Origin of the sequence: Haloferax marisrubri, assembly GCF_001469875.2 — an archaeon.
GTDB classification, from domain to species: Archaea; Halobacteriota; Halobacteria; order Halobacteriales; family Haloferacaceae; genus Haloferax; species Haloferax marisrubri.
On record NZ_LOPW02000017.1, the window covers coordinates 97,952 to 111,136 of the forward strand.

The window sequence follows — 13,185 nt, forward strand, 5'->3', positions numbered from 1 at the left end:
CGGACCGACCGCGTTAGCCGTGCTTCGATGCGGTCGGCACCGAACAGTTCCGACACGACACCACGGACACTCGCCGCGGTCGCTCTCCGAGCCCCGCGGTCGTTTCACTATCGCTCAGTAACGCCGACAGCCGCGGCGCTCCGCGCGCGACCGGCAGACAAAGACAGCAAAACAGCGACAGCGCCGCCCGACGCGAGCGGCCGCCGACTCCCGACTCAGAGGTCGGGGACGTTCAGGTGGAACTCGCCGCCGCGGGCCTCCACCAGACAGAGGTGGTAGCCCTGCTTCCGCGAGAGTTTCACGAAGCTCTTGCGCTTCGACCGGCTCAAGAGACCGCCGCCGGTCTCCTCGGTGGCGGCTTCCAGCGCCCCCGGTTCGAAGAAGCTCTTCGTGACCATGAACGCCGAGCCGAGCGTCTCTTTCGCGTCGGCGACGGCCTTCGAGTCCTTGATGAGTTGGGTGACCATCGGCTGGGTCGCCGGGTCCCGCGAGTCGTTCAGGTTCGCCACGAACAGCGGCTCGCCCATCTGGTCGCGGACGATGACGTCGAACTGCCGTGACTCGCTTTCGCCGTCGCCGATGGGAACCGAGACGCTCCCGTACAGTTCGATTCGGTCGGCCTTCGGAATCGAGTCGAAGACGCCGGCGAGGCTCGACCGGTTGCCCGTCTCGCCGATTTCGTAGAGCAGGTCGGTGACGACCCACTTGGCGAAGCCGTACTCGGGCGTCTCGTGGAGGAACTCCTCGTAGGGCTGGCCGTCGATTCCCAGCCCCTCCGCGTCGAACGTGGTGTGGTGTTCCAGCCGGAGGTTCTCGACGACCTCCTCGCGGGAGGCCTGCCCGTCGTGGGCCTTCTCCAGCGTCGCCTCGCCCTTGCGGGCGTAGCGGACGAACAGGTTCGTCCCGCGGAGCGCCTCGTCGGCCGACATGGTCCGGTCGGTCGACCGGATGCCCGCCTCGTCGAGCTGTCCCCGGAGCCGTTCGACCTCGGATTCGAGTTCGGCGACGCGGTCTTCCAGCTCCTCGGCGCGCGAGCGGTGTTCGTCCCGCTCCTCGCGGAGGGCGTCGCGTTCGGATTCGAGCCGGTCGCGCTCGGACGACAGCGCCTCGACCCGCTCTTTGAGCGACTCGGCCTCGGCCGGGTCGACGGCGGACTCGCTCGGCGTCTGTTCGGACGGTTGAGCCTGCCGCTGGTTCGACCGCTGGCTCTGGTCGTTCGGCGACGGCCGCGACTCGCCGCCCGCTCCGCCCCGCGAGGGACGGTGATGCGTCGCTTGCGTCGTGTTCCCTCGGTGGCTTCGGGGCGTTCCGGGGCGGTCGTCCACGGACTCGCCCTTGGCGTCGCGGGGGTCGAGCGAGGGAATCGACCGGGCGTTTCGCCACTGTGCCTCGGCGGAGAACACGTCGTCGCCAGTTGCGCCGTCCTCGGCGAGCGGGTCCGGAGCCGCCGCCTCGCCGTTCTTCTTCGGGGCGTCGGTGACGACCGGCCCCTCGGCCGCCCTCGATGCCGCCGTCTCCGACTCGGTTGACTCCGAGGCCTGCGATTCGGCCGGGGCCGGGGCCGCAGACGGGTCGGCGGTCGTCTCGGTCCAGCCGTCGTCCGGCTCTGCCGACGCGGATGGCTCCGCGTCGTCGACACCCGCGTCGGCCGAGGCCTCCGCGGGACTCGGGTCGTCGTCCGCCGGAACGTCCGTGACCGTCGGCTCGTCGCCGACGGGTTCGCCGCCGTCGCTGTCGCCGTCAACATCGGCGTCGGCGGTCGTCTCGGACGCCGCGTCGTCGGTCGCGCCGGTCGACCCCGATTCGTCGGTCGCGGTCGCCGCGGCCGTGTCGTCGGATGGGTCCGTGGCGTTGGCTTCGTCCTCCAACCCCGAAACGCCGCCCGCGGCGGCGACTCCGGCCGTGTCGTCGTCTTCCTCGTCGGATTCGGGCTCGGGGATATCGACGAGGTCGATGTCGACGTCGTAGACCTTGTAGATGCCAATCTCGTCGCTCGCGCGCTCGAACGCCTCGTCGCCGGTGATGAGCCGCTTGCTGTTGCCGACGAAGGCGGCGCTCATCGACTTCCCCCCGTGGTAGACGACGAAGTAGTCGCCCGAGAGCACGTTCTCGGACAGTTCGACGTAGCCCGTGAAGCCGCCCGCCGAGAGCGTTCCGTCGGCGTCCTCGAGCGGCGTCTCCTCGGTGTAGTACTGCGCGCGGATGTCGCCGCCGGTCTCCCGCATCGCGTACAGAAGCGGCAGCGCCGGGTCCGGTGCGCGGTGCGCCTCGAACGATTCACCCTCGAAATCGGCGACCATCCCGTCGAAAACCCCGAGGAGACGGCCGTTGAGCATGAATCCCCACGTCATGCCTGCGACGACGGCTCCTGTGAAGCCGCCGTCCGCGAGCGACCGGAGGCCACCGTAGCCTCGCTCGGCGGGCGCGGAATCCCACCCGGTCACCGCGTCGATAATCTCGCTATCCATTTGGCGTTACATCACCGGAACCGAATCAAATACTTTCCGGGCGAATCGAGCGAACGTTTCGCACAGTTCACATTTCAGCGTGCCCGCTGTGACCGATTCGCTCGCGTCTGCCACGTCTGTCGGGCCGGTCGGTTCGGATTCGGGTTGAGTCGGTCAGACCGGTTCGACCGAGTCGGGTCAGGTCGGGCCGTCCTCGGGAGAACGGTTATACGAGTCCGCCGAGACGGGGCGGTCGTGACCAGTCACGACGACCGGTTCGTCCACTACCTCCGCGCGAAGGAGTCCGTGGACGACCGCGCGCTCCACCGACCGACCCTCGCGAGCCTCATCGACCGGCTGGAGGCGCGCGCCGAGTCGCGGTCGGGAGAGCCGCTCCGCGTCGTCTCGGTCGGCGCGGGGACGGGCGCGATGTGTCGGCGGCTCCTCTCGTGGGGCGTCTTCGACGCGCACGACGAGATAAAGTACGTCATGGTCGACCGGACGCGCGGGATGGCCGACCACGCGGCCGCGGCGTTCGCCAAGTGGGCGCGCGCCGCCGGCTGGACCGCCGAGCCGACACCCGACGGCTTCCGTATCGACCGCCACGGTCGAAGCGTCTCGCTCACCTACGTGACGAGCGACATCTTCGAGGCGATGACGGTCCTCCCGAAGGCGATCGACCTCGTGGTCGCGCACGCGGTCCTCGACGTGCTCCCGCTCCGCCGCGCGGTTGACGCGCTCCTCTCGCGGCTGACCGACGAGGGCCTCTTTTACGCGCCCATCACGTTCGACGGGAGAACCGCGTTCCGCCCGAGGCACCCCGCCGACGACGTGGTGCTCAGCGCGTACCACGGGACGATGCGGGGCGACGACCGCGCGGGGCCGGACACCGGTTCCGACCTCCTCTCTACCCTCCCGGAACTCGGCGCGCCGGTCGTCGCGGCCGGCGGCTCCGACTGGGTCGTCCACCCGCCGCACGACGACGAGGCGCGCATCTTCCTCGACCGCATCCTCGGCTTCGTCGAGGAGTCCGTCGGCGCGTCGGGCGCGGTCGACCGCGCGACGCTCAACGGCTGGCTCGACGCCCGACACGACGCCCTCGCGGGCGACGAACTCGCGTACGTCGCTCACAACCTCGACGTGTTGGCCGAACTCGACTGATTATTCCGGGGCGGACGCGTCTCCGTCGCCCTCGCTCCCGAGTCGTCCCGAGACGTAGCCCCAGTCCCGAGCGAACCCGAGCAGGAGCGCCGCCGCCGCGACCCCGGTCACGAGGGGCATCCACGAGTCGAAGACGCCGGGTGCGAGCGCGAGTGGAACGACAGCCATCTGGACGCTGGCGAGGACGCGCCGCGAGGCGCGGGGCGGAAGGTCGAACGTCGGCCGGTCCGCCCGCTCGCGGACCCTGAGCCCGAGGAGAAAGACGTACCGCGCCGCCCCGACCGAGAGGTACCACCACGCGAGTTCTCCGAGGAGGACGCCCGCGAGGGGGGCGACGAGGAGGCCGAAGGCGTCGACCGCGGTGTCGAGTCGCGCGCCGAGGCGACTGACGCGGTCGAGTCGGCGGGCGAGCGCCCCGTCGAGCGCGTCGAGCGCGGCGGCGACCCCGTAGCCGACGGCGGCGGCCCACGCCCACGACGGACTCAGCGGGCCGTGGAGCGCCACGCCGGCGATGCCCGCGACGCCCGCGACGAGGAATCCGCGGGCGAGCGTGACGGCGGTCGGCACGCCCAGGCCGTCGTAAGGGCGACCCGGTTCCGCCGACTCGGACGCGCGACCACCCTCGGGTGCGACGTTCTCGTCCGCGTTCGCGTAGGCGTACGCGCAGAGTCCGACGACGACGAGCAGGGTCCCGGCGGCCCACGTCGCCGCGGCCGTCTCGGGCGAGGGGTCGGCCCACGAGACGAGCCACACCCACTCGGTCGCGAGGAGCACGCCGGACACCAGCGTGGCCGCGGCCGCCGCGCCGCCGGTTTCGAGCACGCGGCGTCTCGTTCGGCGGGTCGTCGGCGAGGTCCCGCCGTCGGTCGAGAGCGTCACGGTCGCCGACTGTCGCCTCGGCGGTCGGACGGTGTGCTACACATACCCGTACTGGGGGACGGATGTCGGTTAAGTATTCCTCGGGTAACAGGTCCGCGGCCGAATCACGGACGGCGCGTGTGGTCGGGGTTGCGGCTCCGAAGTTCGACCGCGCCGAGGAGGAGCAGATAGGTCGAGAGTCCGGCCGCGACGACGAGTAACGACGCCGGCCCGAAGACGGCGACGCCGAGGACGGTCCCCACGATGGCGAGCACGACGGACGCGGCTCGGACACCCCGCCGCTCCCACAGTCTGCGGACGACCGACGCCCGAAGCGACAGCGCCGCTTCTAGTGCGAGCGCCCCGGCGACGCCGACGAGGACCGGTTCGAGCGTCACCGGCGTTCGCAGGAGCGCCGCCGCGGTCGCGACGGGGACAAGAACCACTCCCGCGAGCGCGGCGTCCCGTCGGCGAGTCATGAGAGCACTACCGTGTCAGGACGCTTTTAGCCACCGGCGCACATAGCCCGACTATGTCTATTTCGGGCGACGGCCCCGGGTTGTCGAAGGCGAAGCGACGACTCGGTCGCTATCTCACGGGGGCCGGGCTGTTGATGCTCGCGTTCTCCATCGCCTACCAGTGGGCGGCGGGCTTTTTCGCCGGCGAAGATATCACCTTCCTGCAGGCGGTCCACGTCGTCGTCGAGACGTTCACGACGACGGGCTACGGCGAACAGACCCGGTTCTGGGTCGACCACCCGCCGTTGCTCATTCTGTCGATTCTGATGCAACTCACGGGCGTCACGACCGTCTTCCTCACGCTCCCGCTGTTTCTCGTCCCGCTCGTCGAAGACGCCCTGCGGACCGCGCCGCCGACGACCTCGACCCACACGGACCACGTCGTCATCTGTACGTTCACCCCCCGCGGCGACGCCCTCGTGGACGAACTCGACTCGATGGACGTTCCCTACGTGATTCTCGAAGCCGACCGCGACCGCGCCGAGGAACTGCACGGCGAGGGCTACGAGGTCGTCCACGGCGACCCCGAGGCCATCGAGTCGCTCGACGCGGCGAACGCGGCCGAGGCGCTCGCCATCGTCGCCGACGACGACGACGAGACGAACGCGAGCATCATCCTCGCCGCGAAGCAGGCCGCGCCGGACGCCCGCGTGGTCAGCCTCATCGAGGACCCCGAGGTCGCGGACTACCACCGCTACGCCGGGGCCGACCGGGTCGTCTCACCGCGCCGGCTCCTCGGCGAGAGCCTCGCCAGCAAGGCGACCACGTCTATCTCCTCGGAACTCGGCGACGCCATCGAAATCGGCGAGGACTTCGAAGTCGCGGAACTGCTCGTCCAGCGCGGAAGCCCCGTCGAGGGCCGGACTATCGCCGAAAGCGGCATCGGTGGCGTCACCGGCGTCAACGTCATCGGCGCGTGGTTCACCGGCGAGTTCGTCTCGCCGCCCGCACCGGACGCCGTCATCGACGAACACACCATCCTGCTCGTCGTCGGCCGCGAGAAGCAACTCGAAGAACTCCGCGCGCTGACGCTGTCGTCGGCGCGGCGGTTCCGCCGCGGAACCGTCATCGTCGCCGGATACGGGGAGGTCGGGTCGACCGCGGCCGAGACGCTGGCGAGCGCCGGCGTCCCGCACCTCGTCGTCGACAAACAGGACAAGCCCGGCGTCGACCTCGTGGGCGACATCACCGAACCCCAGACGCTCACCGAGGCGAACGTCTCGGAGGCCCGCGGCGTCCTCCTCGCGCTCGACAACGACACCACGGCCGTCTTCGCCACGCTCGTCTCCGAGCGCGTCTCCGAGGAGACGGAGGTCATCGCCCGCGCCAACGAGACCGAGAGCATCGCCAAACTCTACCGCGCCGGCGCTGACTACGTGCTCGCGCTGTCGACGGTCGCCGGCCGGATGCTCGCCTCGACGGTGCTCGACGAGGAGGTCATCGCGCCGCAGTCCCAGATAGAAATCGTCCGGACCCACGCGCCCGGCCTCGTGGGGCGGACGCTCGCCGGGGCCGACGTTCGCGCCCGAACGAACTGCACCATCATCGCCGTCGAGCGAAACGGGACGCTCGTCACCGAAATCGGGCCGGAGTTCCGCGTCGAAGCCGACGACGACCTCGTCGTCGCCGGCGTGGACGAAGACATCTACCGGTTCAACGAACAGTTCGGGTGAGCGGCCGCTGGCGGGGTTCGGATGCGGGGATGATTCGAATGCGGCCGAGGATTCGGATGTGACCGAGGATTCAGGTGCAGCGATGATTCGGACGCGGTCGCGGCTCTCGGTCGTGTAGCGGACCCGCCGCTCGGCGGTCGAGAAGTCCGACACGTCCACGTCGCGTCCGGGACGTGGACCGAACAACCCATGGCAGTGGACGCCCGTTACCGTCCCTCGACAGGACGTGCCGGCGTCCGTGGCTCTCGGAGGAGTCGGCTAAAAAGAATCGGTTGCGTCGCGTCGCGGCGACGGACAGTTACGCGCCGACTTCCGCGCCGACGTAGAGAACGACGACGAGGAAGATCCAGACGACGTCCACGAAGTGCCAGTACATCGAGGCCGTGCTGACGGAGACGTGGCGTTCGGCGGAGTACTGCCCGCGGAGCGCGCGGACGAAGACGATACCGAGAAGCACCGCGCCGAGGCTGACGTGGAGGCCGTGCAGGCCGGTGAGGCCGTAGAACGCCGAGCCGAAGATGCCGTCGGTGATGGAGAAGTTCGAGTGGACGATGAACTCGTAGTACTCGTAGACCTGCCCGCCGATGAACACCGCGCCGAGCAGGAGCGTGACGGCGAGGCCGAGGATGAAGTTACGGTGGTTCTCCTCGCGGATGGCGACGTGCGCCCAGTGGAGCGTGAAACTGGACACGATGAGGATGGCGGTGTTGGCTAACACCAACGAGCCCGTGAGGTGCGGTAGTTCCTGCGGCGGCCACGTCCCCGCGCGGATGAAGAAGTAGTACGCGAACAGCGCGCCGAACGTCCCGAGTTCGGAGCCGAGGAAGGCAATCATGCCCCAGCGGAGCTTCGATGCGCTCTTCTGGCTCGCGTCGCGCGACCAGAAGTGGCTCACGAACGCGTGGTACAACCAGCCGTAGAGCCCGGCCAGGAAGAGGAAGATACTGCCGATGAACACGGCGGGACCCGCCGTCTGGCCGACGATTCCGTCCTGTCCCATGACGTACAGCCCGGCACCGGCGTAGATGCCCGCGCCCCCGACGGCGGTGACGAACGGCCACCAGCTCGCCTCGCCGAAGCCGCGCGGCCAGTCCTGAACCGCCGGCAGGTGATGGCCGTGGTCGTCGTGTGCTTCTTCGGTACTCATAGACGCCCGTTATGCTTGGGTTACTAAAAATCCTCCCAAACTGCGTTCGTCACGGGACCGCATGGCCCTCGAACTCGGTTCCGACGGGGACGCGGCGGGCGCGACGCGCGGCGTTCGCGAGAGACGGCCCGACCGCCGCGTTCGGCGGCGCTCGAAGCGGACAGACGGAGAAGAGAACAGAAAGCGGAACCGAGGCCCGGCCGACGGCGCGGCGGCGTCTTCAGTCGACGTTCGTGGTCGCCCGGTGGAACGGTTTGCGCGAGATGATTTCGCGCATCTCGGCGAGCGACTCGGAGCTCGCGCCGTTCATCTCGGAGACGACGGCGAACACCTCTTGGCGGGAGATTTTGACGCCCTCGCCGGTCACCGCGTGTTCGGGGTTGGCGACGAGTTCGCGGAGCGTGCCGACCGCGAGCAGGAACGGAATCGCCCACGCGGCGAGCGTGTTGCCCTCGCGGAGCGGCACCGTCTCCAAGTAGGTCTGAGCGTCGTCGAGGAACGACTTGGCGTGGTCGGCGGTCCGCTTGACCACCGAGGCCGCCCGGTCGTTGTGCTCGGGGTCGACGACTTCCTCTTGGGGGACGCCGGCGTCGGCGAGCCAGTCGGCGGGGAGGTAGACGTTGTTCTCCGCCGTGTAGTCGTCGTGAACGTCCTTGGCGATGTTCACGAGTTGGAGGAGCAGGCCGAACTCCTCGGCGGTGTCGTAGAGCCGCGAGCGGCGCTCGCTGTCGATGTTGCCGCGGGTCACGAGGTTCGTGATGAGGTTGCCGACGGTGCCGGCGGCGTAGTAGCAGTACTCCTCTAACTCCTCGCGGGACTGGATGCGGAGCCCGCCGGTCTGGGAGTAGCGTTCGACGAACATCGCCATGCCCGAGACGAGTTCGCGGACCGGCGGCGTGACCGCCTCTCGCACGTCCTCCGGAAGCGCCTCGAACGTCCGGAAGACCCGAGCGGTGTTGGCGACGACCATCCAGTCGTCGGACTGTTCGCCCTCCGGGGGGAGGTGCGGCTGTACTGCGGTCACGAACTCGTCGACGGTGGTGTCGTCGTCGGGGTCGAGCGCGCGGTCGTAGAGTCGAAGGAGGTGTGCCTGCTCGTCGGGCGCGATTGAAGACGAATCCTCCACGGTGTCGGCGATTCGACAGAGGAGATATCCGATACAGATGTGCGACGCCATCGGTTCGTCGAGGACGTCGACCGTGAGGGCGAAGGTTCGAGAGACCCCCTGAACTGCATCGTGACACCAATCGAGGTCGTCATCAGTTGCCGGTGGCCGGGCATCGGCGTGTCGAGACATTCGAAGCGTACCGGTATTACGGAAGGGGGGATAAAAAGTCTCGTGGGGGAGCGCACCCCGTGACGGCGCAGGAGAAAATCATAAGCATAGTCGATGACAGACTCACGTATGGACTTCGCGCTTACTGCGGAGCAGAAGCAAATCAAGGACATGGTCTCGGAGTTCGTCGACGAGGAGGTCAAACCTCGCGCGGCGGAGATAGACGAGACCGACGAGTTCCCCGCCGACCTCGTGCGCGAGATGGGCCAACTCGGCTTGATGGGCATGCCCTTCCCCGAGGAGTACGGCGGTGCCGGCCTCGACTATCACTCCTACGCCATCGGCCTCGAGGAGATTTCCCGCGGCTCCGGCGGCCTCGGAACTATCGTCGCCGCCCACACGAGCCTCGCCGGCAACATGCTCTACGAGTTCGGGAACGAAGACCAGAAGCAGACCTACCTGACGCCGCTCAACGAGGGCACCGACATCGGCGCGTTCGCGCTCTCCGAACCCGGCGCGGGAAGCGACGTGCCGGCCATGGAGACCACGGCCGTCAAGGACGGCGATGAGTACGTCGTCGACGGCGGGAAGCTCTGGATTTCGAACGGCTCGGTCGCGGACACGGTCGTCGTCTTCGCCAAGACCGACCCCGATGCGGGCAACAAGGGCATCTCGTCGTTCGTCGTCCGCCCGGAGGAGGACGACGGCTTCGTCGTCGAGGGCACGGAGCACAAACTCGGCGACAAGGGCTGTCCGACCGCCGAACTCCGCTTCGACGACATGCGCATCCCCGAAGACCGGCTTCTCGGCGACGAGGGCGACGGCTTCGTGCAGGCGCTGAAGACGCTCAACGGCGGCCGAATCACCATCGCGGCGCGCTCTATCGGCATCGCCCGCGCCGCCCTCGACGACGCCGTGAAGTACGCCGGCGAGCGCGAGCAGTTCGACCAGCCCATCGGCGACTTCCAGGCCATCAAGCACAAACTCGCCGACATGGACACGAAGATACAGGCCGCGACGCTCCTCATGCACAAGGCCGCGGACCTGAAGATGCGCGACGAGACGTTCATCAAGGAGGCCGCACAGGCGAAGCTCTACGCCAGCGAAATCAGCCGCGAGGTGGCGAACGAGGGCATCCAGATTCACGGCGGCTACGGCTACACCAAGGACTTCGCCGCCGAGCGCTACTACCGCGACGCGAAGCTCAACGAGATTTACGAGGGGACGAGCGAGATTCTCCGCAACACCATCGGCGACTGGCTCCAGAAGTAACCGTCAGTCGACGACCGATTCGTCCGCGTCGGCCGCCCGATGCGCCCCGTTTTCGATCCGCTCTGCGAGCCACGCGTGGTACGATTCGACCCGCTCTGCGCCCGCGTCGGTGAGGCCGTACACGTCGTAGATTCCCTCGGTGCGCCGTTGGAGATGGCCCGCTTCCACGAGCGCGTCGAGCGTGCCGTAGAACGCTTGGGGGTCGATTCGGAGGTCGTAGTAGCGTTCCAGTCGGGTCTTCAGTTTCTGTCCGCGGAGTTCGCCCGCGTCGTAGAGGATGGCACACAGGTCGCGCCGGCGGCCGCTCTGAAACCACATAGCTCACCCCTCGGCTGAGAGACACACGTCACTTTCGTTCCGGCGGCCCGCCGTGCCGACCCGCCCGTCGGAACCGGTAGTTTAGACAGGCCCTACTCCCTAGCGCCTCGCATGACCGACGCAACCGCAGAAGCGAACGGCGTCACCGCGCGGTACTACGTCACCGACTCCGAGCGCGTCCTCGAATTCGACCGCGACGGCCGAACCGCCGCCGTGGCTCAGAACATCGACGGCTACGCCATGCTGAAGGTCCGCCCGACCGCGGACGGCGACGAACTCGAACGCTACTACGGCTTCGACATGGCGCTGGACCACGCCGCGGAACTCCTCGGCGTCTCGCCGCACGACCTGCCGGTCCCCGAAGACGCGGCCGACATGGGGATGTAGCCCGGACCGGACGCGTCTCGCGCCGCCGCACCGATTAGCCCCAGTAGAAGCGCGGGCCCAAAAACAGGTAGCCGAGCGCCAAGAACAGCAGGCCGAACGAGAATCCCTCGCCGAGCGTCCCGGAACAGAGGATTGCGAGCCCCTGCACCACGCCCATGACAAGCGCGTCCTGCGCGTGGAGGTCCGGGTAGGTCACGTCCGAGAGCATCAGCGCGGCCATAATCGCCGAGAGAGCGACGAGCAACATCGGCTCGACGAAGCCAACGAGGACGCCCGCCGACAGAATCGTCGCGGCGAGCGTCGTCGGCACGCCGACCGTCTCGTCGGACCCGCTGTCGTAGGCGGTGTAGAGCGCCAGTCTGACGACCGCGGCCGCGACGAACAGCGCGGCGACGGCGACGCCGGCACCGACCCGAAGCCGGTCGAAGCCCCACATCTCGCGGACGACGGTGACGACGAGCAGGGCGGGAGCGACGCCGAAGGAGGCCACGTCCGCGAGGGAGTCGAGGTACGGCCCCGCGTCGGTTCCCCCGTAGCGCCGGGCGACCACGCCGTCGAGACCGTCGGCCATCGCGGCCAACAGGATGACCTTGGCCGCGAGGCGCACGTCGACCGCGGTCAGCACCGCCGCGACGAACCCGAGCGCCGCGTTCCCGGCGGTGACCACGTCGGCGGGGCCCAACCGACCGACGAATCGGGGTCTCATACCGATGCGATTGCGTACCTGCCCTTTCCCTCTTACGTTCCGTCCGTCAGTAGGCTCCGCATCGCCGCCGAGCAAACCGACTGTCTGCGGCGCGCTTCGGCCCACTCGGCGGTTCGCCGAGCGAACCATGCGACATTTATCGGTCGCGTCCCGAGAGGCGACCATGCGAAACCACGGGTCCTCGGACGGCGGTCGGACGCGGCGTCAGTTCCTCGCGGCGGCCGGAGCGGCGGCGACGGCCGGCCTCGCGGGCTGTGCGACCTTGATGGCTTCGGGCGACGAGTTCGACATCGGCATGACCGCGGTCGCGTTCGACCCGCCGACGATAACCGTCGAAGTCGGCGACGAGGTCGTCTGGCGCAACACGAGTTCGCGCGGCCACACCGTCACCGCCTACGAGGGAACCCTCCCCGAAGATGCCGCGTTCTTCGCCAGCGGGGACTACGAGACCGAGCAGGCCGCCCGCGACGCGTACTCCAACTCACTCGGCGGGCTCATCGGAAGCGGTGAAAACTACACGTACACCTTCGACGTGCCCGGCGAGTACGAGTACCTCTGTATCCCTCACGAGCAGGCCGGCATGGTCGGCACCGTCGTCGTCGAGGAGTAACGACTATCCCGAAGGCGTCGGTCGGTCCCGGTGTGACGCGAGACGAGGCGCACTCGACGTTCCGCACGCGGCTGGCTCGCCCCCGCGACACGCCGACGCGACTCGCCCTCGCGGCGCTGGTCGGAAGCGGCAGACTCTGGGGCGGCTTATTCGTCGCTCTCCCATGTTTCGCCCTCGCGGCGACCCGAGTCCACGAGGTGTTCGTCCCGCTCGCCGCCGGCCTCCCGCTCGGACTCTGCCTGTGGCTGCAATGGCTGAGCCACGAGTTCGTCGCCCCCGAGTTGACCGTCGACTCCGCGGCGGCTACGCTGACGCTGTCGAAGCCCTACGGCAACGGGCGGTACTCCCCGGTCGACGCCGCCGACATCGACCGCGTCTCAATCGTCCAGTTCTCGGCTATCGCCCTCGTTCGGCTCCGCTACCGCCGGTGGGGCGTCTCGAAGCCGGCCGCGACCGTGATTCCGTCGTCGGACGTCGCCGAACTCCGGTCGCGGCTCGCGGCGATGGGATTCGACGCCACGGTCCGGCGGGTCAACTCCCGACCAGCGGCCGTCCCCCAATCGGCGACTGACCCCGCGGTGTCGCGAATCGCCGCGACGACGGTCGTACTCGTCGGATACGTCGGCGCGCTCTCGTACCTCTACGGCCCGCGCGTCTTCGTGACCGACTCCGTGGTCGTGCCGCTCGTCGTGCTCGTGATTTTCGGCTGCTACAGCGCAGTCTGGCGGTTCCGGCTCCGACGCGCGCGACGCTCCTGACCCGTCGCACGGCGCGGTCGCGTCGCTCAGGGACTCAGCGTGCAGTCGGCGAAA

Annotated in this window: 13 protein-coding genes; 6 read left to right on the forward strand and 7 right to left on the reverse strand. The window is 68.7% G+C overall.

Annotated elements, in window-relative coordinates; translation table 11 throughout:
- Positions 1-215: 215 nt before the first annotated feature.
- Entirely contained in the window at positions 216-2,468 is a 2,253-nt protein-coding gene (locus AUR65_RS12660) for a DUF7527 domain-containing protein (RefSeq protein ID WP_058567212.1), read from the reverse strand.
- 234 nt (positions 2,469-2,702) lie between these two features.
- Between AUR65_RS12660 and AUR65_RS12665 the strand changes: the two genes are divergently transcribed.
- Positions 2,703-3,608: a methyltransferase domain-containing protein gene (locus tag AUR65_RS12665; RefSeq protein ID WP_058567213.1), complete on the forward strand. Its 906-nt coding sequence runs from the start codon at positions 2,703-2,705 to the stop codon at positions 3,606-3,608.
- Here the strand turns inward: AUR65_RS12665 and AUR65_RS12670 are convergent, their stop codons facing one another.
- The gene (locus tag AUR65_RS12670; protein ID WP_058567298.1) at positions 3,609-4,430 is read right to left on the reverse strand and encodes a CDP-alcohol phosphatidyltransferase family protein; all 822 of its coding nucleotides are present in this window, start codon (positions 4,428-4,430) and stop codon (positions 3,609-3,611) included.
- A 161-nt stretch (positions 4,431-4,591) separates the two neighbouring features.
- A complete protein-coding gene (locus tag AUR65_RS12675) occupies positions 4,592-4,945 on the reverse strand; it encodes a hypothetical protein (protein ID WP_058567214.1) in 354 nt (117 codons plus the stop codon).
- A 53-nt stretch (positions 4,946-4,998) separates the two neighbouring features.
- Here AUR65_RS12675 and AUR65_RS12680 point away from each other — a divergent pair, with 53 nt between their 5' ends.
- Entirely contained in the window at positions 4,999-6,657 is a 1,659-nt protein-coding gene (locus tag AUR65_RS12680) for a potassium channel family protein (protein ID WP_058567215.1), read from the forward strand.
- 298 nt (positions 6,658-6,955) lie between these two features.
- Here AUR65_RS12680 and AUR65_RS12685 read toward each other — a convergent pair whose 3' ends face one another.
- Entirely contained in the window at positions 6,956-7,804 is an 849-nt protein-coding gene (locus AUR65_RS12685; RefSeq protein ID WP_058567216.1) for a cytochrome c oxidase subunit 3, read from the reverse strand.
- Between the two features lie 220 nt (positions 7,805-8,024).
- A complete protein-coding gene (locus AUR65_RS12690; RefSeq protein ID WP_058567217.1) occupies positions 8,025-9,101 on the reverse strand; it encodes a phytoene/squalene synthase family protein in 1,077 nt (358 codons plus the stop codon).
- Between the two features lie 108 nt (positions 9,102-9,209).
- Here AUR65_RS12690 and AUR65_RS12695 point away from each other — a divergent pair, with 108 nt between their 5' ends.
- Complete coding sequence (locus AUR65_RS12695; RefSeq protein WP_058567218.1) at positions 9,210-10,352, forward strand: acyl-CoA dehydrogenase; 1,143 nt, start codon at positions 9,210-9,212, stop codon at positions 10,350-10,352.
- A 3-nt stretch (positions 10,353-10,355) separates the two neighbouring features.
- On the opposite strand, the gene AUR65_RS12700 is transcribed toward AUR65_RS12695, so the two are convergent.
- Positions 10,356-10,670, reverse strand: a complete 315-nt coding sequence (locus AUR65_RS12700) for a hypothetical protein (protein ID WP_058567219.1) — start codon at positions 10,668-10,670, stop codon at positions 10,356-10,358.
- 111 nt (positions 10,671-10,781) lie between these two features.
- Here AUR65_RS12700 and AUR65_RS12705 point away from each other — a divergent pair, with 111 nt between their 5' ends.
- Positions 10,782-11,057, forward strand: a complete 276-nt coding sequence (locus AUR65_RS12705) for a DUF7111 family protein (RefSeq protein WP_058567220.1) — start codon at positions 10,782-10,784, stop codon at positions 11,055-11,057.
- 34 nt (positions 11,058-11,091) lie between these two features.
- On the opposite strand, the gene AUR65_RS12710 is transcribed toward AUR65_RS12705, so the two are convergent.
- The gene (locus AUR65_RS12710) at positions 11,092-11,763 is read right to left on the reverse strand and encodes a protein sorting system archaetidylserine synthase (protein WP_058567221.1); all 672 of its coding nucleotides are present in this window, start codon (positions 11,761-11,763) and stop codon (positions 11,092-11,094) included.
- A 163-nt stretch (positions 11,764-11,926) separates the two neighbouring features.
- Between AUR65_RS12710 and AUR65_RS12715 the strand changes: the two genes are divergently transcribed.
- Together AUR65_RS12715 and AUR65_RS12720 are read left to right on the forward strand one after the other, a co-directional pair.
- Entirely contained in the window at positions 11,927-12,373 is a 447-nt protein-coding gene (locus AUR65_RS12715) for a cupredoxin domain-containing protein (RefSeq protein ID WP_058567222.1), read from the forward strand.
- Between the two features lie 32 nt (positions 12,374-12,405).
- Positions 12,406-13,131: a hypothetical protein gene (locus AUR65_RS12720; RefSeq protein WP_058567223.1), complete on the forward strand. Its 726-nt coding sequence runs from the start codon at positions 12,406-12,408 to the stop codon at positions 13,129-13,131.
- The last annotated feature ends 54 nt before the right edge of the window (positions 13,132-13,185 follow it).